The organism is Haloimpatiens myeolchijeotgali, from assembly GCF_042688525.2.
Classification (GTDB): Bacteria; Bacillota; Clostridia; order Clostridiales; family Clostridiaceae; genus Haloimpatiens.
Genome location: NZ_JBHWAB010000001.1, coordinates 1,201,030 through 1,224,139, shown reverse-complemented (window position 1 = coordinate 1,224,139; position 23,110 = coordinate 1,201,030). Strand labels below are relative to the sequence as shown.

Below are 23,110 nucleotides of genomic sequence, written 5' to 3'. Positions count from 1 at the left end.
AATACTGTTTAACAAAAGAAAATAATATATTGCATACAAACACAAAGTGCAAAGTAAAAACTTTATACTTTGCACTTCTTTAACATCTATATTTCCTTTAAAGGTTTATAAACAGTTCTTTTATCCAATGACCATATTCTATCAGACATTTGTCCTGGTTCTATGTCTTGTACTGCTTTTCTCATATCATACATCTTAGCATCTAAATCATCTAATCTATGAAGCATTTCTGCTTCTGGAATCATAGGCTTTTTAGGACTACCATATTCAGGTTCATAATGATGAGCTAATATCATATGTTCTAAAAGCATTTTTATTTCTGAATCTGCTCCTACTTTTTCTGCTGCCATTTCAACTTTTTTAACACCCATAACTATATGACCTAAAAGTTGTCCTTCTATTGTGTATTCACTTACTATACCTAATTCACTAGATGCCATTTCTTCCATTTTTGCTACATCATGAAGTATTATTCCTCCATAAAGAAGATCTGTATTTAAGAAATCATATATCTCACATAATTTTTCAGCAGATTTAAGCATTGTAGTTGTATGATATAACAATCCACCTCTTACAGCATGATGATTACTTTTTGCTGCTGGATAATACATTAAAGCTTCTCCACAATCATCTAATATATACTCTACTATATTTTTTATGTCTTCATTTTTAATTTTAGATAAGTATTTCATAATTTCACTATACATTACTTCTGCTGGAAACGGAGCAACTGGAATAAAATCTGCTATGTCTACCCCATCTTCCTCTATAACTTCTCTTATTCTTTCTATTTTAAACTGAAGAGCATTTTGCCACTCTGTAACTATTCCTCTTACCTTTACTAACGTATTAATATTAAATTTCTCATCTTCATCAGTAATATTCCAAAGTTTTGAATTTATTTCTCCAGTTTTATCACCTAATGTAAAATCTAAATATTTTTTATTATTACTGGAAACTTTACATTCTACTTTTTTAACTATAAAAAAACCATCTACTCTTTTTCCTGCCTGAAATTCACTAATAGTTTTAAACTCTATATCCATTAAAATCGCTCCCAACTATATTAATATTGCACTATTATTATAAAACAAATACAAATATTTTTCACTTACAGTTTTTTTAGTAATCCTTTCAAGGGCTTTTGCGTATTGTTCAATCTGAACTTTATATTTTTCTTTAATATCATCAATGTTTTCTACATAATCAGTTTTATAATCTATTAATACAATTTTTCCATCTTCCTCAAAATAACAATCAATAATACCTTGAAGGATTATTTTTTCATCTTTATATTTGTCGTATGGAAGATTTTTTTCTATTTCTGTACTTTTAATTTGTATATGAAAAGGAATTTCTCTATTAATATTTTGCACTTTTAACATTCTTTTTCCTAAAGAAGAACTAAAGAAATTTAATATCTTTCTTATATTAATACACTGAGCCTCTTCTTCAGTTATTAACTCTTTCATAACCATGATATCAATTTGATCTTTTATTTCTTTAAAAGTGGTAACTTTATCTAATGATAATCTTTGCATTACTGAATGTAGTGCTGTTCCTTTTTCTGCTCCTGTAAGTCCCTTATTCTCCTTTAAAAAAACAGGTTTTTCGTGTAAAAAAGGCATAAACATATTAGAAGAATACTCCTGTTGTAAACTTGCGTTCATTTTTTTCTTTAGTTCAGTAACTGTTACTACTGCTGGAAGATTACAAGATTTTTCATATGGATATACATAATTAAGTCTTTTATCAATCTTATTATATCTCACATTATCTATACATAAATTCTTTTCATTTAATGCTTCTATATTATTTAAATTCTCTTCTACATCATATTCATTTATGTTTAATAATTCACTCTTACACCAAGTTTTTATTTTCCAACTTGACTTATCTTCTAATAAATTTATATTCTCTGTAACATCACCTTTTTTTATAAGTATATCTCCGTCTTTATGTCTCATTACTGATGCACATATCCAATCTAAATAATTATTTGCATTAGAAGTATACCATTCTGGTAATTTTTCACTTTGTACTCCTACATTTAAACTCCACTTATCTACACTTTTTTTAATATCTTTAACTGAACCTGTCATTATTAATTTTTCTTTTGCCCTTGTAAATGCTACATATAATACTCTCATTTCTTCAGATAAAGTTTCAATTTTTATCTTTTTCCTAATTATGTTTTTCACTAAAGTTGGATATGTTATTCTCTTTTCAATATCAACATAATCTGGTCCATATCCTAGCTCCTGATGAAATAACATTTTTTTATTCATATCCATTAAATTAAATTTCTTACCTAGTCCAGATACTATAACTACAGGAAATTCTAGTCCTTTACTCTTATGAATACTCATAATTCTTATTACATTTTCGTTTTCTCCTATTATCTTTGCACTTCCTAAATCTCCACTGCTTTGCCTTAATCTATTTATGAAATTTATAAAATTAAATAAACCCTTATAACTTGTATTTTCATATTGTTTTGCCCTTTGAAAAAGTATTTTCAAATTTGCTTGTCTTTGAGTTCCCCCTGGCATTGCTCCAACATATCCATAATAACCTGTACTAGTATATAAATACCATATGAATTCATCAATAGACATATGAATAGATTTTTCTCTCCAGTAACTTAATTTATCCATAAATCTCTTAATTTTATTTATTAATATAACATCAATATTATATTCTACTTCCCTTTTTGCCTCATAATCCAATAGAATGTTTTTCATAGCTTCATAAAAATTTATATCCTTATATGATGTTCTTATATCAATTATATCTTCTTGTGTGAAAGAGGCTATAGGTGAACATACTACACCTAATAATGGTATATCTTGCACAGGATTATCAATTATTTGAAGTAGAGACATCATAGTTTTTACTTCTATAGTATTAAAATATCCACTACCTGCATCTGCATATACAGGTATATTATTATCTTTTAATTCTTCCATAAATATTGGAGCCCATTTCTGAGTACTTCTAAGTAATATTACTATATCTCTATACTGTAAATTTCTATATTTTTTAGTTTCTTTATCAAACACCTTAAATTTTTTACCTTCTGAACTCATAAGTTCTTTTATTCTTTTTATTACCATTCTAGCTTCTAACTGAATATTATTTGGATCATCTTCTTCTATAATGTCCTCTTCTGAATGATCAACTTCTCCTGTACTATCCTTAGTTTCAATTATATGAAGTTCTGTATCTCCACCTACTTGAACATTTTCATCTTCTACTTTTTCGTAGTTAGCCCCTAGGTTCAATGCTTCTTCATCGTCATATTCTAATTCTCCTACATCCTTAGACATTACTTGTCTAAAAATAAAGTTTACAGCATTAATAACATTTTCTCTACTTCTAAAGTTCTTATACAATAGTATTTTTCTATATTTTGAACCTTCTTCTTTTGAATAGGTACTATATTTTTTTAAAAACAACTCAGGTTTAGCCTGTCTAAATCTATATATACTTTGCTTTATATCTCCTACCATAAATACATTAGGGTCTCCATAAAACTCTTTATTATTTAAAACAGAGCTTCTACATATTAAATTTATTATTGTTTCCTGAATCATATTCGTATCTTGATATTCATCAACAAGAATTTCTTCATATTTTTTAATAAGTTCTTTAGCTATATCAGAGGATTCTATGCCTCCATTCTCACTTTTTTTGCATAAAATTTGAAGACATAAATGTTCAAAATCATTAAAGTCAACTACTCCTCTTCCTCTTTTCTTTTCAGTAAATTTATTTTTAAATTCTATAACAAGTTTTGATAATTCTATCATTACAGGATATAGTTCATTAAAATCTTCTATTATAGAATCAATACTCAATGCTTCAACTTCACTTTTTATAGAAAGCAATTTTTTCTTAACATTATCTCTTATACCTTTAACTTTCTGTTGTTTTGCCTTGTCTACACCTTTTTTACACCTTTTAAGAGATTTGAATTGAGCTTCACTTACTAAATCCACAAAATTATCCCAAGATTTTTCACAAGCTTTTAAAATATCCTGTATCATAAACAATTCATTTATAAAACTTTCTTTATAAGGCTCTAAAGTTTCCTCTTCATCTATTATGTTTAATGCTGTAATCAAAGATTGTTCTAAAGCTACTATATCTGTTTTCATGTTACCTAAAAGTAATTTTAAAAGTTTAGAATCCTCAAAATCATACTCTTTAGAAATATTAAATTTTTGTGCAGCATCCATAAGCCAATTTTCAGGCCATGGAAAACTCATTGCAAAATTATAAAGTTCTAAAATTATATTTTGAAGATTTATATCATTTTTATTATTACTATAAAATTCAACAAGTTTTAAAAACTTATCATTATTTTCTTCATCATACTTTTCTTCAAATAATTCTTCTAAAGTTTCTTGCTTCAATAAAATATTTTCTGTTTCATCACTAATTCTAAAGTCAGGATCTAAGTCTATACAGTGAAAATTATTTCTTATTACTTCTAAACAAAATGAATGAAAAGTAGTTATATTAGCTTTATTTAGTAACGTAAGCTGTCTTTGAAGTCTCTTGGACTCTGGATTTTGTTCTAATTTTTTTGAAAGAGCTTTTGCTATTCTTTCCCTCATCTCAGAAGCTGCTGCATTAGTAAACGTAACAACCAAAAGCCTATCTATATCTACTGGATTATCCATATCTATTATTATATTTATTATTCTTTCAACTAAAACTGCAGTTTTCCCTGAACCTGCTGCTGCTGCAACTAATAGATTACAATTTCTAGTTTCTATTGCTTGTTTTTGTTCATTAGTCCACTTTACAGCTGTCATTATTTTCACCTTCTTGCATTTTATTTTCATTTTTTTCTTGTTCTAATAGTTCCCAAATTTCTTTGTCCTTTTTTTCTTTTATAAGTTTATAATTATTATTTTTTATATCAGGATCAAATTGACATATAGATGAATACATACAGAATTTACAAGGAACACTATCTTTTTTTCTATATGGTTTTATGGTAATATCTCCTTTAAGCATTTCCTCACAGGCTTTTATTAAATTATTTCGTACATGTTTTCTTAACTCATCAAATTGTTCTTTAGTTGCTATAGATGATCTACCACTTAAATTACCATCTTTCTTTAATTCTGCAGGTATAATTAATGATATGCCTTCCATATCTTTATCCATTTGTTTTACTATTTCAGTATCTGCAAGAAGTAATCCTTTCATCTTTAACTTTTTCATTATTTCCTTTTCTATTTCTTCTTCACTTAAACTTTTATTTGCTTTTATGATTGGGTCTTCAATTTTAAAATATAAAACTCCTGCTGGTAAACTAGGTATATTATTAACTTTATTTGCATTATCAATTATTGCATCTAAATAGGTTAATAATTGTATTTGTAATCCATAATAAACATCTGAAAGTTTAAAATCCTGCTTTCCTGACTTATAATCTATTATTCTATAAAATATTCCATCTTCACACATTAATTTATCAACTCTGTCTATTCTTCCTATAAGTTTAATTTTTTCACCATTTGTCAATTCTATTTCTATAGGCGGAAATTCTCCTCCCTCACCAAATATCATCTCATAACCTAAAGGTTCAAACCCACTTTTTTGCATATGTGCAACTATAAGTTCCACAGCTCTTGTAAGAACTCTTTTTAATCTTTCTGTAAAATACCTATATCTAGAAGAACTCTTTAAAATAGAACCTGAAGTACTTTCTATTATATTATCTACAGTGTAAGATATTGTGTTTTCACACCACTCTTTAGTTAATTCTCCCCAATGCAATCCATTTTTTTCAACAGTTTCAGAAAAATCATCAATAACTTTATGCATAAATGTTCCTATGTCTGGTGAACTTAACTTAAATATTTTTCTATCCTTAGCTTTAAGACCATACTGAACATAATATCCAAATGGACACTGAGCATATTTTTCTAATCTAGAAACAGAAAATTTAGGTACTTTTCCATATAATTTTCTTACTCTTTTTTCATCAATATTTTTCACTTGATTATTGTAATTAAATCCATTAGAAACAATTTGAAATTTTTCTTTCCATTCTTCATCATTTATATACCAACTATATACATCTTTCCATATTGGATTAACATTTTTTCCTTCTATATTATCTCTCATCATAGAAATTAACTTATTAAATGTAGGTACAGGTCTTGATATCCAACTAAAGTCATCCTCATATATCTCCCCTAAAACATCACTTTTTTCATGAATTTTGGGAAATATATTTTTCATTCTAGATATTATTATTGAAGGCCTTAAAGCTTTTCCTTCAAAATCTGCTACAGGATAACTCAATCTCAAATATTGAGCCGTAATAGTTAAAGTAGTATAAATCAAAAATTGTTCTTCAAAAGCTTGAGTTTTTGTATCACTTGCTAATTCTATTCCTTTATCTTTTAAATTTATTCTATCTGAATCATTAAATATTCCTTCCTCATTATTAGCCTTTGGAAAAATCCCATCATTTACACCTATCAAGTAAAGAGCTTTTATATCATGTCCTTTTATACGTTCTACACTACTTACTAAAATTTGATCTAATGCTGGTGGAATAAGTCCCATTTTATGCATATTAAATCCTACAGATAAAATCTTAACAAATTGGTCTAATGTAACTACTTCATCTCCTAAAACTTCAACGGCTTGATCTAATAACTCTACAACTAAATTCCAAATTTGACTGTATTCCCTTACTAAATCCTGCTCACCTTTCTGTTTAAAATCCTCCACCCATTCATGTATCTTCTGAGGTATCTCAATATCACAAAGAAATTCAAATAATGCTGTACAAAGTTCTCTTACATTCTTTTTTCCTGTTATATTTGAATAAAAGTTTATAAGAGGTTTTATTATTATCCTACGAATACTATTTATTCTTTCTAATATTTCTTTCTGTTTTTCATCATCCTCTTCATTTTCAAAACTATAACTTACAACATAATCCCAATCTTTTTCATCCATCCATTTTTTTCTTCCTCTTATGCCACAAGCTAAAACGTAATTTTCTAGTAAATCTACATCTTCTTTATTTACATTTAATAATCCACTCTTTAAATATCTAAACACAACTTCATAAGACCAATTTTTTGTAAATATTTCAATTACAGATTTCATTAATATTATCAATGGTTCATTATCTATTTCTTTCTTCTTATCAATGAAATATGGTATTTCATACTCTGAAAATACTGCCCTCACTACATTTTCATAAAGTTCTATATCTCTCGTAACCACCGCTATGTCTCTAAATCTATATCCTTCTTCTCTACACAATCTAATAATATCCTTGGCTGTATTCTCTATTTCTGTATAAGAATTAAGTGCCTTAAAAATCTTTATATCTTTTGTTTTTTCCGTATATATTTTACATGGATATCTAAAAAAATTATTTTCTAAATATGACATCTCTCTACTATTTTTGAATCTTGGATATGGCTTTTTGTAAAGTTCTATAGGCTTATCAATCTTTATATTATTATCCATAGCTATTTCTAAAAGTTTTTTTTCTGTTTTTTGAGTTAACATGAAAATATCTGTATTAAATTTGTCCTCTTTACTACCATTCATACATAAAGTTATATTAACTCTTTTAACCTTCTTTAATAGTTTTTCTATTATATTATATTGTTGAGGTGTAAATGAATTAAATTCATCTATCCATATTTCTGCATTATTTAAAAAAACAGATTCATCTATTTTTTCATAAAGAATAGTCAAATCATCATCAGTATCTATATAACCCTTATGTAATATTCTTTCAAATTCTGTGTATATATAATTTATATCCTTTATTTTGCTTGCTAAAAGTTCATCATCTACTTCACTTACAGTTTCATTTAACATTTCAGCACTTACATTATAATTCTTAAACTCTGTTATTAATTGCGATATAGTATTAGTAAAGCCTTCTTGCTTAGCAGCAGTATTAAAAACTTTAAGTTCCTCTTTTATATCATTCATAATCTTATATATAAGCATACATTTTCCTGAGGCATCCATATGCTTACGTGTTACTCCACCAACTTCACCAAATACTTTATATGCAAGTCTCTTAAAACTTAAAACTTCTGTATTTATAATACCTGTTGCACCTATTTTTTCTATGAGTTTCTTCTCTGATTGAAATGAAAATTGTTCTGGTACAATAAGTATTAAATTATTCTTTACTCCATTTTCTAATTTAAATTTTATATTTTCAAAACAGAAATGGCTTTTACCACTTCCAGAGCGACCATATATAAATCTTAAACTCATTGCAAGGCCTCCTAAACTCTACATTAATTACTTTTTTAAGAAGATAGATCTCTTAATAATTTCAGAACCATATTTATTTCTAAGTTCATCAACTACTTTATCTATTTTTTTATTCTTCTGTATATTCTTATCTTCAAACATAGATATCTGATGTATTTCATTAGTAGTTAATTGTGAAACTCTTACCCCTAAAAGCCTTATTGGCTCACCTTTCCATGCTTCATCAAATAATTCTTTAACTACTTTTATTATTTGATCTGTACAATCTGTATCAAAAGATAATTTTCTTTGGCGAGAATACACAATAAATTGACTTGTCTTAATTGTTACACATACAACTCTACAATATTTTTCACAATTTCTCAATCTTTGTGATACATTTTCTGCCAAAGATAATAAAATCTTATATGCTTTCTCCTTATCTGTAATATCATAAGAAATAGTTGTAGAATTACCTATTCCCTTTACATCTGATTCTTGCTTTGTACATATTTTTGAATCATCTATACCATTAGCATAATTTACAAGCATAATTCCATAACTTTTAAACTTACTTTTTAGTATATCCCTATCATACTTTGCTAAGTCTCCTATAGTAAAGATACCTAAATTATTTAATTTTGATGCAGTAACTTTTCCAACCATAAATAAATCTTTTACAGGCAAATGCCACATTTTCTTTTGTATTTCATCTTTAAATAACGTATGTACTTTATCTGGTTTTTCAAAATCAGATGCCATTTTTGAAAGCAATTTATTTGATGAAATGCCTATATTAACGGTAAAACCAAGTTCATTTTTTATTGTATCCTTTATTTCATGTGCCAATTTAACAGGATCATGTACATTGGAAAATTCCAAAAAACATTCATCTATAGAAAATTTCTCTATAACAGACGTATATCTTTTTAATATGTTCATCATACACTTACTATATTTAGAATATATCTTAAATGTTGGAGAAATCACTAATAAATTAGGACATTTCTTCACAGCTGAAAATATAGTTTCTGCTGTCTTAATTCCAAATGCTTTAGCTGGTATAGATTTTGCTAAAATTATACCATGTCTCTCTTTTTCACTTCCTCCTATAGCTGAAGGAATAGTTCTAATATCCTGTTTTTCTCCATTCTTCAATCTATATACTGCTTCCCAAGATAAGAAAGCGGAATTTACATCTATGTGAAAAATAATTCTATTATTCATATTAATATCTTCCTTTATCTTAATTTTACCTTTACTCAACTTTCACAAAACAAAAATACTGTCTAGCGAAGGGAAATGATATATTGCGTAAGAAACATTTGAACAAAGTTGAATACCTTCATTATACACAAACATGTGTTCTATTGCAAAAGGCTGTTACTTTTGCAACAGCCTTTCTTATGGTATATCTATGTTATTATTATAAAAATCCATGCCTACCCCTAATAGTCCACCTATTACAATAGAAGTAAATATAATTAACATTAAAACTCTATCAAATTCTTTTCTTTTTACATTTATCACTAGAGCTCTAATTAAAAATATAAAGATAACTCCTACAAAAATAGTTATATAACATGCTATTCCAAAATGCTCAATATACCATCTAATTATATACTTAAAAATTATAAATCTAGGTGCCAAAGAATCAGAAGAGTACATATTCCACATTCATCCCCAAAACTAATTTAATTATTTAATACTTCTTTTTTTGATTTAAACAAACTAAACAATATACCACCTATTATTGCTGGTAAAATCCATGCAAAACCTTGCTCTGACAATGGGAACATATTTATTATTCTATCAATAAACCCTGTATTGAACCCTAAAGCAGATAATGCGTCAAACAAACTCACAAATAAAGCTCCTAAAACAGCTCCAATGTACGCATTTTTATTTTTAATTAAATTATCAAACATATTCATTATTATAAGCACAATTGCTATTGGATATATAGCAACAAGCAATGGTACTGACAATTTAACTATCTTTTCAACTCCTACATTAGACAATACAGCACTAACAATACAAGTAACTATAACAATACTCTTATAACTTAATTTACCTTTACTTAAATTGTTAAAATAATTTCCTACAGTTGATGTTAATCCAATTGAAGTAGTTAAGCAAGCTGCTGCTACACAAAGCCCTAAAGCTAATCCTCCAAAATTTCCTAATACATTTTCAGTTATACCAATTACTAGTGAAGTTTTTGTTATATCCCCTGGAAATACATTACTTGCCGTTGCCCCTAAATACATTAATCCTCCATAAACTATAGCCAATCCTACTCCAGCAATTAGAGCCGCCTTAAAAGTTACTTTTACCTGTTCCTTTGGATTTTTATACCCTTTTTCAATTAATGCATTTAGAACAATACCTGCAAGTACTATTGAACCTATAGCATCCATTGTTTGATATCCACCTATAAATCCATGTGAAAATGCACCCTTTACTACTGCTTTACCTGGCACACCAATAGGATTTTTTATACCCATGAAAATTATTAAAGATAATATTACGAGTAATATTGGTGTCAATATTTTTCCTATTTTATCAACAACTCCAGATGGTTTTATAACAAATATCAAAGTTATAGAAAAATAAATTACTGAAACAATGATAGAATTGACTCCAGGAAAGAGATTTTTAATTCCCATTTCATATGTGGTAGCACAGGTTCTAGGTATTGCTAAAAGTGGTCCAATTGCTAAAACAATAACTGTCCCTAAAATTTTACTAAACATTGGGCTTACCTTATTACATAAATCATCTATAGTACCTCCTGCTATTGAAACTGCCATAACACCTAAAAGCGGCATTCCTATTCCTGTTAAGAAAAATCCCAACATGCTTAATTTCCAGTTATGACCTACTTGCATTCCTAAAGATGGCGGAAAAATTAGATTACCTGCCCCAAAAAACATAGCAAATAATGCCATCCCTACTACAATTGCATCCTTACTTTTTTTACTCAAAAAATACACCCCCATGGAAATTTAAAGAAATACTTCGAAATGAATATTCATTTTAAAACTAATTCATGCATTGAATTTTAATTTTTATTTGATTCTATTTTGAAAATTTTACAATTGTTTCATTATTATTATATTCTACATATAAAAAAATTTTCCTTCCATATTTTAAGCAGGTATCAATTAATGTTCTAACAAATTTCCTTACTAAAACTTTATATCACAGGTAATGCACATACTCAACTTTTGTCTTTCATTTTTCATACAAAAGATACTCTATTTAAAGTACATTGCATCGTTTTCAATTAGTATTTATTTAAACTTTCAAAAAGCTTATAAAATATATAGGATTTATGATAAAAATTATACTAAATTTCTAATTTAATTCAATAACTAAATTTAAATTTCTATTTAATTGTTGAATTAAAATATGATATAATTTATTTTACTAAATACTATATATTCTTGGAGGAGAATACATATGGAAGCTGTTCAACCTAAAATATTAAAAAAAGAAACATTTAAAATAGTAGGTTTGAAATACTATGGTAAAAATGAAAACAATGAAACTCAAGACTTATGGAAAAATTTTTTAAATAGATGCTGTGAAATAAAAAACAAAATAGATGATTCTAATTACTATGGTATCTGTAAATTATCCTGTGAATCTAACAAAATTTCTTACATAGCTTCTGTTAAAGTAAGCACTTCTACTGATATTCCTGAAGAAATGGTATGTAAAATACTCCCTTCTACTAAATATGCAATTTTTACTCACAAAGGATCTTTAAAAAGTTTAGGACATACTTACGAATACATATATGGAACTTGGCTCCCTAATTCTTCATATGAACATAGTAATTTACCTGACATAGAAGTATTCAGTAAAATTTGTTCTGAAGACGATATAGATAACGTTATCTATATACACATACCTATAAAATAGTAAAATAAAGAAATCATAAGTCCCTTTAAACAAAAAGATACTTTGAATCTTAACTCAAAGTATCTTTTTGTTTACATATTGTTTAAACTCCATATAAAATAATTTAATACAGCACCATACATACTCCAAAGTAAATAAGGTATAAATAAATACCCTGCTATTTTATCTTTTTTATAAAAACTTACTGTTGTTAATAATATAAATATTATTAATATTATTAACTCGAAAAAAGCTAATCCTATAAGTCTTAATCTAAAAAATAGTATAGGCCATAAAAAATTTAAAACTAACTGAATAGTGAATAATGTAATAGGTTTTTTAACGTCTTCCCCTTGTTTTTGCAGCATTACAATTCTATATAATGCTAAACCCATTAAAAAAAATAAAACTATCCATACTATTGGGAAAACCCATGGCGGTGGTGAAAACCAAGGTCTTTTTAAAGTATTATAGATATTTTGTGAACCTCTCGTTAAAACAGAACTTAAATATCCTGTACCTTCTGTTATTATTATGCTTATTAAAAAAGTTCCTATATCTCTTTTACCATTTACTTTCAAAACATTGCAGATATTCCCATCTCCTTTGAAATAATAACTATACTAAAACTTATGAAACTAAATTTTAGTTTATGATAATATTAATTTTCTACTAGTTTTCATTTCATCACACTAATATAACGTTTCATTATATATTATTCCAAAATTTATTTATAATATTATTTATATAGTCATTATTTCTACGAATTTCAAGTGGATACCAATGTCTAGGGAATAACCTTTTATACGTATTGTTTGAAAATCTTTGATCAATAAGTAAAGTTACACCTTTATCTTTTTCTGTTCTTATAACTCTACCTACTGCCTGCATTACCTTATTCATTCCTGGATATGTATAAGCATATTTAAATCCTCTACCATTACTTTTATTAAAATATTCTTTTATTATATCTCGTTCTAAGCAAATTTTAGGCATACCTACACCTACTACTATTACTCCTACCAATTTATCTCCTTCTAAATCAATTCCTTCTCCAAATATACCTCCCATAACTGCAAATCCCACTAATGTTTTATCATTAGTTTCACAAAACCTATTCAAAAATTCTTCCTTTTCTATTTCACTCATTCCCTGCTCTTGCTTTATCAAATCGAAATCTAATTCTATTTCAGATATAAATTCAAATATTTTATTCATATAACTATAAGATGGGAAAAACACTAAATAGTTTCCTTTTCTGCCACCTACAACACTTATAATATCTTTTATAACTTTATCATAAGTATATTCTCTCATTCTATATTTAGTTGAAATATTGCTATCTACCATTAAACATAAATTTTCCTTAGGGAACGGTGATTGTAGTCGAATTTTAAAAGACTTCTCCCCTAATGCTAATATATCTATAAAATAGTCTATAGGAGTCAATGTAGCTGAAAAAAATACTACTGATTTAACCTTTTTAGTTGTATTGTTAATCACTAAAGAAGGATCTAAACAAAATAACTTTATTTTTAAATCTTTATACTCTTTTTCAACATATGTAACATATCTCTCATCATAAAATTCAGCAATTCTTAAAAAAGCAAATATTTTAAAGTAAAAATCTAAAAGTTCTTCTTTAAAATCACTTTCTTTGTCTTCATTTAACCATTCATCGCATATTCCTATGAAACTTGAAAGTAAAGGATAAATATCCTTAGGCTGTTCTTTTTCTACTAAATTTTCTTTATTATCCCCTAGTTTCTTTTTGTACTTTAAAAAAAATGAATTTATTTTTCCTAAGTTTTTATATAATTTAGGGATTTCTTTTTTTACATTTTTTCTCAATTTTAAAACTGATTTTTTATTTAATTCACAAGAATACATTTCTCTTGATCTATCAACTAAATTATGAGCTTCATCTACAAGTAAAACATAATCACTCTTTGTATCAAAAAATCTTCTTAAATATACTCTTGGATCAAATACATAATTATAATCACAAATTATACAATCAGCCCAGTCACATAAATCTAAAGAGAATTCAAAAGGACAAACCTTATGTTTTTGTGCATATTTTTCAATAACTTCTCTAACAAATATATCTTCATTTTCAAAAATATCCTTAACAGCTTCATTTACTCTATTAAAATGTCCTTTAGCAAACTCGCATTCATCTGGATCACACTTTTTATCTTTAAAACATATTTTTTCCTTTGATGTTAATTCAACCGTTTTAAATCTTAATCCATTACATGTTAGATTTAAAAAAGCTTTTTTTGCTACTTCCTTTGTTATAGTTTTTGCAGTTAAATAAAAAATTTTAGAACATTCTCCTTCTGCTATTGCTTTAATCGATGGAAAAATTGTTGCTATTGTTTTACCTATTCCTGTTGGAGCTTCTGCAAAAAGCTTTTTTCCTTGTTTTATAGATGTATATACTGCTACTGCTAGTTTTCTTTGCCCTTCTCTATATGTTTTATAAGGAAACTGTAATTTATTAATTGATTCGTCCCTTACTATAATCCAATTTTTAATCATCTTAGCATATTGTACATAACTATTTATTAAATTATTAAAAAAGTATTTCAAATCTTCATTAGTAAACTCTTTTATTAATTTTTTTGTCTCCTTACTTTCAAATTGATAATAGGTAAGTTGTACTTTTATTTTTTCTAAATTATTTTGAGAAGCATAAATAAAAGCATAACATTTTACTTGTGCCCAATGAAGTAAATTATAATCTTCATTAATTTCTTTCAATGGTGATGTTGTTGTTTTTATTTCATCAACTATTACCTCATCTTCCAAAATAATAATACCATCTGCACGTCCACTAACTTGTATATTAATTTCTTCAACATTTGTATCATATGATAAATATTCTTCTTTTAAATATTGTTCTGAATATTCCTTAGAATATGCTTTTTGTATTTTTTGATGAATTTTAATTGCATCTACATTTCTGGAAATTCCTTTAAAGCTTGAAATTAAATCTCCAGATCTTAAAACAAATTCAACAAGATTTCTTACTGAAATCTGTATATTTTTATCATACTGCATAAAAATTATCCTTCCACTCTATTTTTATACCATATCTACAACTGGCAAAAAATTTATTTATACATTATATATTAATTAGTATTTAAACTTTTTCAGATAAAAATAATCCTTAACATAGACAATTTAATTTTACACTAATTACTTATATTTTTAAACTATATCCCATAACTGAACATTTTAATATTTTTGCAAAAATAAAAAATTCAAAATAAAAAGTTCATCTTAAAATATATTTTAAATTTTCTGAAGATGCTCTTCAGAAAATTATCCTTATTTGAACTTTATACTTTGAATTTTTCACTTTTAACATAGTATTTTTCAACTTTTTCTACTCAATTGGTCCATATTTGTCTTTATCATACTTCATTAAAACTAACGTTAATTCTTCTAAATGTTCCTTTTCATCATTTATAATTTCATAATATATTTTTCTAACCTCTTTAGATGGTATACTCATAACATGTTCCTCATATAAAATAACAGCTTCTAATTCTCCCTTTATATCATCTCTTACCATATTTAATATTAAATCTTTATCTGATTTTATATTTTCTTTGTGATATTTATGTTTTCCACTTAAATTAAGGTGTTCTTGTACCTCTTCATATTTTTTATATTGAATAGGATCTATTTTTCTTAGTAATTCTAAGAACATCCCATAATGTCTTTTTTCATCTTCTACTATATGATGCCAAACTTCATTTATCTCTTCAATATCAGATAATGCAATATGTTCTTCATATCCATTGATAGCTATTATTTCACTTATCATATCTTCCCTTATTTTATTTGAGTAAAGACATGCTTTACCTTGAGGTTGGCCATTTTTAGTTGTATAACTCATATATTCCTCCAAAATAATATTATATCAATATAATATTATTCTAAAATAAATAAAGTTATTACGATTATTTGTTTTTTACAGAATAATATATAAGTGCTAATATTAAAATTATAACTAATGAAGGTATTGCAAATACAAATTTAAATATAAGTGCTATTATAGCAATTACAATACCAATAGCTAATACAATTGATGCTATTGGTAAAACTATTGCCCCAACAATTGCCGCTATAACTACACCGATTATTAAAAAAATAATTATTCCTAATAATGTAGCCATATTCTTACCCCCTATGTGAATTTATATTTATATATCACACTATATTTTACTATATATTACCTTCTTTGTTTCATACTTTTTCACCTCTAAATTAGTTAACCTTGATATATGAACACAAAAAAAATAAGGATTTCTAAATCTTGTACTCTGATTTAGAAATCTTTATCTAGTATTATTTTTCTCTCTTTGTTTTAGTTTTTGTTACAGTTATATTTATTATTTCTGACTGGAATGCTTTTAATAATGCTTTTTCAAGTACTCTTTGTTCATCAAAATTTTCTTCACTTATGCATTTAGCCATGACTTTATTTTCTTCACCATATACATTTCTATATGTTACTATCACATAAGGTCTATCATATTTAACATCAATTATTTTTAATCCCCAAGATATTTCTGCAAAATCACCTTTAATTTCTAGCTTTGTCATTTCTTTTAATTTTTTTACATCATCACTCACATTTTCTATAACCATTAATTCATCGCCAACTTTATATTTACTACCCATCCTACAACACCTCCTATATTTTCATATATTATATATTCTATGAATTGTTCAAAATTCCTTCTAATTTTGTTATAAATTTAACTAATATTTTATATTAATTAAATTTATATTAATTATAACTTTGTTAATTATGTACTAAGAAACCTCTTGCTTCCTAAATTTGAGATTCATGAATAAACATGTTTTCTAGTTTCTCCGACGATAATTTTTTAACAATCATTTCACATTTACATAAAAAAATGTAATATATATTTTTTGTACATCCTTGTAATGATTCAAAATTTCCCTGTCCTTTAGCTATTATGATATCTGCATCATTAAACACTTTTGTAAATTCTTCAGAAGTCTCTAAAATATCTGTACCTGGAATATCTGTACCGTTATTTATAATTTTTGCATACTTATCCATTCCAACATAATATGCATCCTCTTCTATCACATCATTTAAAGTAGGATATCCTCTTGTTGCAAAAATAATATTTATATGTGGATACTTTTCCTTAATTTTTTTTATAAACATTTTGTCAAAAACTATCTCTCCTGCATTATCTCCTAAATATAGTAAAGTATTACTCTTTATAATTTGTTGTTCCAATTTATTAAAAAGATTACTATTAAATTGACTTTTCAAAGTTTTTTCAATTATTTGCTTTACCATATCAAAAGTAACATTATCTAACGCACCAAAATCAATTATATTACCAGCTGAAGCTAATTTTAATGCTGCAAATAAACTATCCTCTTGATTTTTTATTAAATCTTCTATATCTTTTTCCATACCTAAAATTTTTTTATTAAAATATTCTTTTTCTTTTATAAACATATCTTGAATATTTACTTCTCTTTTTATTATTCTCATTATTTTAGAATTTATATACGGTGTTGTTCTATTATAATCCGTATTTATTATCTCTTTTAATATTTTTTGCATAACTTTATATTTTATTTGCTTGTCCTTTATGTATTTGTCACAGGTTTTTTCTGCCTTATTTACTATACACCCAATACAATCGACAAATGTATTCATTTTTATCACTCCTCACTATACATCACATATTATCATAAATTATATTCTAAGTAAAAAAATCCGCTGTCATTAGCAGCGGACTAAATAATCTCTAAGTTTTTTAGAACGACTAGGATGCCTTAATTTTCTAATAGCTTTCTTTTCAATTTGTCTTACTCTCTCTCTTGTTACATTATAACTTTTTCCTATCTCCTCTAATGTCTTTGGCTTTTCATTATATAATCCAAATCTTTGGCGTATTACATTTTCTTCTCTTGGTGTGAGTGTACAAAGTAACTTATCAATATCTATTCTCAAAAATTTAGAAAAGACCATATCTTCAACATTAATATTTTCTTTATTCTCACTTATATCAATCTTAGCTGAATAAGGTATTATATCTAATAATTGACCATCATCACTTGCATCTTCACTAATAACACTTTGATTAAGTGAAGATATTCTTTTCATATTCTGCTCGTATGCTTTTAATTCATTATATTCATTTGTTGATATATCTAATTTCTGACATATTAAATCTTCTTTTATTTCTCCATCATTTATAAGATATTGTTTTTCCAGCTTATTTATCTTATTTATTTTTTCTATTATATGAACAGGCAACCTAACTAAAAAACCTCTATCATATATTGCTCTATCTATTGACTGCACTACCCAATAATAAACATAAGTGGCAAAACCCGTATTCCTATTAATATCAAATTTTTCTATTCCTTTAATAAGTCCTAATACACCTTCTTGTATTAAATCTTCATAATTAAAACTGCAAAAATTTGATTTCCTATAAGCTATTTTTCTAACTAAATTAATATTATTTAATATAAGTGCCTCCTTTGCCATTTCATCATTATTTACTTTATACCTACGTATCAATTCTTTGTTACTTAAATTAATGTATTCCTCTTTATTAATTTTCGAAGGAGTGTTTATTATTTTTTTTACTACTTCATTTGAGCAATACATATACACCACCAACCAATCATTTTCATTTTCTTTTATTACTTTAATGTTCTATATTATATTGAAAAAACCTTTAGAAAATTACAAATTTTAATTTTTTAATAGTTTCTTAACATATGTTTTTGGTAACACACTTATATAAAAAAAATAAAATCTTTCTGATTTTCCAGAAAGATTTTAGAACTCTATTTTAAAAAAATTATACTTGACTCAACTATATTTTTTCATTACCTACAGCATTCCTCCATCTACTGTTACAATTTGTCCTGTTATATATTTAGACCCTTCTCCACATAAAAACACTGCTAATTTGGCTATATCTTCGCCTTCTCCAAACCTCATCATTGGTATTTCTTGCTGTATTTCTTCTCTTTCTTCATTTGAAAAACACTTATTCATATCTGTATCAATAACCCCTGGAGCTATAGCATTTACTCTTATATTTGAAGGAGCCAATTCCTTTGCAAGTGCTCTAGTAAATGAGTTTATTGCTCCCTTTGAAGCAGAATATAAAACTTCACATGAAGCTCCAACATTTCCCCATATAGAGGAAATATTTATCATAACTCCTGATTTTCTTTCAATCATATATTTTACTGCATTGTGACAACAATTAAATACACCTTTAAAATTTATATTCATTATTTCATTAAAATCTTCTTCTGACATATCCATAAACAGACCTATCTTAGAAATACCTGCATTATTTATAAGTATATCTATTTTTCCAAATTTCTTAATTATATCATCTATCATATTTTTACATGAAGAATAATCACTTATATCTGTCTTATATAATGTTCCATATCCTCCTAATTTTTTAATTAATTCTAATGTTTCATTTGCACCTTCATCATCTTTTCTATAATTAAGTATAACACTTGTTCCATTTTTTGCTAATTCCAACGCTATACTTCTTCCAATTCCTCTAGATGCTCCTGTAACTAATGCTACTTTTCCTCCTAAATCCATTCCTATCACCTTTCATTCTATTTCTTATCTCTCTCAACTTTCACATAAAAAAATACTATCTAGCGAAGGAAAATCATATATTGCGTAAGAAACATTTGAACAAACAACTAGTAATTCTTGGTCTAAAAATTCACAGTATATTAGACAAGATTTTATATTATAAAATAAAACCTTTTGCCTGTGGTAAATATCTATATAGTGTATAGGATATCATTGGAACAAAGTCTACAAGTTCTTAGTCTTACGAATTTCAAAAGAGTTATTTTCTGATAACCAATTCCTTTGGAATATTTGTAAGAAATCTTCTTTTGAATATGAGTAAGACTTAGAACTTGTTACTGAAGTGACACGATTCCTAACACTATATAGATATTTACTTCACAGGCTCTAGATACTTATTATCAACACAATTTTTAGACCTTAGAATTACTTTGTGAAGTGAAAGGTTTCTAAGCAAGATATCATTTCCCGTAGCGGATATTTGTTACATGTAAAGGTTGAATTATCTATCTATTCCATCTCTAGAAAGTACACCTTTAGTATAATAATGTTTGACTTCTTTCATTTCTGTAACTAAATCAGCTATATCAATAAGTTGCTTTGGTGCATATCTACCAGTTATAACAACTTCTACACTTTCACTACGATTTTTAATAGCTGAAATTACTTGTTCAACATCAAACAACTTATAATATAAAGCTATTGTAATTTCATCTAAAATAACTACATCATATTTTCCTTCCTTGAGAATTCTTTCGCATTTATTTAATCCTTCACAGGCAAACTTTATATCTTCTTCATTAGGTTCTCTATTTATAAAGCAATCTCTTCCTAATTGTTCAATTTTTATGTTTTTTAAATATTCTTCAATTTTAGTTTCATTGTATTTCATACCTTTTATAAACTGACCTATATATACTTTTTTTCCACTTAAAGCTGCTCTTACAGCCAATCCTACAGCTGCAGTAGTTTTTCCTTTTCCGTTTCCCGTATATACATGGATATAACCCTTCTCCATTTTACATCCCTCAACTTTTTCAAAATTTCATTCATTCTTAATTTTACATTTTAAATTATTAATTGCTCAACTTTCACAATAAAAAATACTGCTTAGCGAAGGGAAATGATATACTGCGTAAGAAACATTTAACAACAATTAAAAATTAATAATAAATGTTGATTTTTGCTTTACAAAAATCTTTAATTATATATTAGTTATTTTGCCCTAAGGCAAAATTTCCTTAATTATTCATTATTCATTATTAACTATTAATTATCTTTAAAGTGAAAGGTTTCTAAGCAATATATCATTTCCCGAAGCGGCTATTGTCACCCATGAAAATCGAACTACATATTAATGGCTATAAATACTACTAATACTAATTGTTCAACTGCTTCATTAGTAAATCCCAATGTATCTCCTGTAAGTCCATCTATATAGTGTTCACAAAATTTATTAACTAAAAAAGTGATGATAATTGAAGAACCCATTATAACTAATCCATCTTTAACTCCTATTAAAGGTATTGTAATTAAAGCTGTTATTAAATAACTTATTACTACTCTTTTAATATCCATATTACCTATAAATATATTTCCTGAACCTGTTTTTTTTGCATTCTTACCAATATAAGATATAAATATTAATGAACACCTTCCTACAACTGGTGCAATTATTATTGCATTTAACAAATTCTTGTCTATCAAATATGATATTGCTGAATATTTTAGTAGTATATTACATAAAATTGCTATTCCTGCATATGCACCAATTCTACTATCTTTCATTATTTCTATAATCTTTTCTTTACCACCTTTAAAAGAAAAAAATCCATCAAACACATCTCCCCAGCCATCTACATGAAGTCCACCAGTTATTAAAATTGCAGCAGCAATAGCTAAAACAGCTGTAATAGTAGGTGGTAAAATTTTAGAAAATAAACAACTTATAATCCACTGTAATCCTCCTACTATGAGTCCAATTATAGGAAAAAATATTGCTCCTTTTTTAAAATTTTCTTTTTCACAAGGTAAACTTTTATTCACAGGTATTCTGGTTAAAAATTGAATTAAAAGAAAAAAATCACTTATGTATTCTTTCATGTTCTCATCTCCTACTTTAATTTCAAAGGAAGTCCACAAGCTGTTAAATAAACTTCATCACTCAATTTTGCAATAAATTGATTAGTAAATCCTGCTATATCTCTAAATATTCTACTTAATTTATATTCAGGAACAACTCCCGCTCCTACTTCATTAGTAACCATTACTAAATTTATATCTTTTTCTTTAACTTTTAAAATAAATTTTTCAAATTCATGCTTTATATCTTTTATAAGTTGATCCACTTCATTCATCGATACATTGTCATAATCCTTGTACTTATCAAACATTAAATTTGTAATCATTACTGTAACACAATCAAGCATTATGTTTTTATGGTTACAATTTTCAACTACTTTATCTAAATCTTTAAATCCTTCATATGTTTCCCACTTTTGATTCCTACTAGCTTTATGTTTTTTTACTCTATCCTGCATTTCATTATCTGTTACTATAGCTGTTGCAATATATAATACATCATCTTCTAACTTTAATAAATTCTCAGCAAAAGTACTTTTGCCGCTTCTACATCCACCTGTAACAAGTACAACCTTACTCATATCAAATTACCTCCATACATATTAATCACAATGAGTTATTGAATCAATATAAAAATTTTCATATTCATACTTTATAGTAACTCTGTCACCATTTATGCATCCAAATTTCCAAAACAAATCCATGTTTGCATCCATAACATAACAAAGTGCTGCTCTAATAACTCCTGAATGAGTAACAACTAATATATTTTCATCTTTTGAATTTTTAATATCATCCATAAATCCTGAAGTTCTAGTGTACATTTCTATAAAAGTCTCACCATTAACTGGACGAAATGTTTTCCAATCTTCTATCCATTTTTTACATTCCTCTGGATATAATTTAACTAGTTCATCATAATTTTTACCTTCAAAATCTCCAAAATTTGTCTCATTTAATCTATTATCAACAATTATAGGTATATCTTTTTTATTACCAATTATTATACTAGCAGTTTGAAATGTTCTTTTTCTATCGCTTATGTATACTTTATCTATTTTTATATTTTTAAAAAATTTAGCTGCTTTTTTTATTTGTTGAATACCCTTCTCATTTAAATTTACATCTAAACTTCCATAATAGACACTTTTGGTATTCTCACTAGTTTGTCCATGTCGTAAAAAATATATGTTCATT

At 26.4% G+C, this 23,110-nt stretch carries 18 protein-coding genes and 1 pseudogene; 1 reads left to right on the top strand and 18 read right to left on the bottom strand.

From position 1 onward, the window contains the following. Positions 1-86: 86 nt before the first annotated feature. The 6 genes from ACFIJ5_RS05450 to brnQ all read right to left on the bottom strand — a co-directional run bounded on the left by ACFIJ5_RS05450 (position 87) and on the right by brnQ (position 11,252). On the bottom strand, positions 87-1,046 hold the full coding sequence (locus tag ACFIJ5_RS05450; protein WP_379804731.1) for a 3'-5' exoribonuclease YhaM family protein: 960 nt from the start codon (positions 1,044-1,046) through the stop codon (positions 87-89). 15 nt (positions 1,047-1,061) lie between these two features. Beyond that, positions 1,062-4,823: a helicase-exonuclease AddAB subunit AddA gene (addA, locus tag ACFIJ5_RS05445; RefSeq protein WP_379804728.1), complete on the bottom strand. Its 3,762-nt coding sequence runs from the start codon at positions 4,821-4,823 to the stop codon at positions 1,062-1,064. Further along, a complete protein-coding gene (gene addB / locus ACFIJ5_RS05440) occupies positions 4,801-8,286 on the bottom strand; it encodes a helicase-exonuclease AddAB subunit AddB (protein ID WP_379804726.1) in 3,486 nt (1,161 codons plus the stop codon). The genes addA and addB overlap by 23 nt, the downstream gene beginning before the upstream one ends. Before the next feature lie 27 nt (positions 8,287-8,313). Then, a complete protein-coding gene (locus ACFIJ5_RS05435; RefSeq protein WP_379804723.1) occupies positions 8,314-9,492 on the bottom strand; it encodes a Y-family DNA polymerase in 1,179 nt (392 codons plus the stop codon). Positions 9,493-9,669: 177 nt separating this feature from the next. Further along, positions 9,670-9,942, bottom strand: a complete 273-nt coding sequence (locus tag ACFIJ5_RS05430; RefSeq protein ID WP_379804720.1) for a hypothetical protein — start codon at positions 9,940-9,942, stop codon at positions 9,670-9,672. A gap of 17 nt (positions 9,943-9,959) precedes the next feature. Beyond that, the gene (brnQ, locus tag ACFIJ5_RS05425; protein ID WP_379804717.1) at positions 9,960-11,252 is read right to left on the bottom strand and encodes a branched-chain amino acid transport system II carrier protein; all 1,293 of its coding nucleotides are present in this window, start codon (positions 11,250-11,252) and stop codon (positions 9,960-9,962) included. Positions 11,253-11,730: 478 nt separating this feature from the next. Here brnQ and ACFIJ5_RS05420 point away from each other — a divergent pair, with 478 nt between their 5' ends. Next, positions 11,731-12,195 (top strand): GyrI-like domain-containing protein, encoded by a 465-nt coding sequence (locus ACFIJ5_RS05420; protein ID WP_379804714.1) that lies wholly within the window; start codon positions 11,731-11,733, stop codon positions 12,193-12,195. 71 nt (positions 12,196-12,266) lie between these two features. Here ACFIJ5_RS05420 and ACFIJ5_RS05415 read toward each other — a convergent pair whose 3' ends face one another. From ACFIJ5_RS05415 to cobC, 12 genes and pseudogenes are all read right to left on the bottom strand, one after another. Then, positions 12,267-12,755 carry a TspO/MBR family protein gene (locus ACFIJ5_RS05415; protein WP_379804711.1) on the bottom strand — a complete coding sequence of 163 codons (489 nt, stop codon included), beginning with the start codon at positions 12,753-12,755 and terminating at the stop codon, positions 12,267-12,269. Positions 12,756-12,882: 127 nt separating this feature from the next. Next, entirely contained in the window at positions 12,883-15,240 is a 2,358-nt protein-coding gene (locus ACFIJ5_RS05410) for an ATP-dependent DNA helicase (protein WP_379804709.1), read from the bottom strand. 328 nt (positions 15,241-15,568) lie between these two features. After that, the gene (locus ACFIJ5_RS05405; RefSeq protein ID WP_379804707.1) at positions 15,569-16,084 is read right to left on the bottom strand and encodes a ferritin family protein; all 516 of its coding nucleotides are present in this window, start codon (positions 16,082-16,084) and stop codon (positions 15,569-15,571) included. Between the two features lie 64 nt (positions 16,085-16,148). Continuing rightward, entirely contained in the window at positions 16,149-16,364 is a 216-nt protein-coding gene (locus ACFIJ5_RS05400; RefSeq protein WP_379804704.1) for a hypothetical protein, read from the bottom strand. A 172-nt stretch (positions 16,365-16,536) separates the two neighbouring features. Continuing rightward, positions 16,537-16,872 (bottom strand): hypothetical protein, encoded by a 336-nt coding sequence (locus ACFIJ5_RS05395; RefSeq protein WP_379804702.1) that lies wholly within the window; start codon positions 16,870-16,872, stop codon positions 16,537-16,539. Between the two features lie 154 nt (positions 16,873-17,026). Beyond that, positions 17,027-17,899, bottom strand: coding sequence for a damage-control phosphatase ARMT1 family protein (locus ACFIJ5_RS05390; RefSeq protein WP_379804699.1), 873 nt, complete (start codon positions 17,897-17,899; stop codon positions 17,027-17,029). Between the two features lie 69 nt (positions 17,900-17,968). Further along, complete coding sequence (locus ACFIJ5_RS05385) at positions 17,969-18,739, bottom strand: sigma-70 family RNA polymerase sigma factor (RefSeq protein ID WP_459253873.1); 771 nt, start codon at positions 18,737-18,739, stop codon at positions 17,969-17,971. A 351-nt stretch (positions 18,740-19,090) separates the two neighbouring features. Then, positions 19,091-19,831, bottom strand: coding sequence for an elongation factor P 5-aminopentanone reductase (gene ymfI / locus ACFIJ5_RS05380; RefSeq protein ID WP_379804695.1), 741 nt, complete (start codon positions 19,829-19,831; stop codon positions 19,091-19,093). A gap of 502 nt (positions 19,832-20,333) precedes the next feature. After that, positions 20,334-20,852, bottom strand: a pseudogene (gene cobO, locus ACFIJ5_RS05375) (cob(I)yrinic acid a,c-diamide adenosyltransferase); the annotation flags it as partial. Between the two features lie 326 nt (positions 20,853-21,178). Beyond that, complete coding sequence (gene cobS, locus ACFIJ5_RS05370) at positions 21,179-21,934, bottom strand: adenosylcobinamide-GDP ribazoletransferase (protein WP_379804693.1); 756 nt, start codon at positions 21,932-21,934, stop codon at positions 21,179-21,181. Between the two features lie 11 nt (positions 21,935-21,945). Next, the gene (gene cobU, locus ACFIJ5_RS05365) at positions 21,946-22,494 is read right to left on the bottom strand and encodes a bifunctional adenosylcobinamide kinase/adenosylcobinamide-phosphate guanylyltransferase (RefSeq protein ID WP_379804691.1); all 549 of its coding nucleotides are present in this window, start codon (positions 22,492-22,494) and stop codon (positions 21,946-21,948) included. Between the two features lie 21 nt (positions 22,495-22,515). Further along, positions 22,516-23,109 carry an alpha-ribazole phosphatase gene (gene cobC / locus ACFIJ5_RS05360; protein WP_379804690.1) on the bottom strand — a complete coding sequence of 198 codons (594 nt, stop codon included), beginning with the start codon at positions 23,107-23,109 and terminating at the stop codon, positions 22,516-22,518. Position 23,110 lies beyond the last annotated feature (1 nt).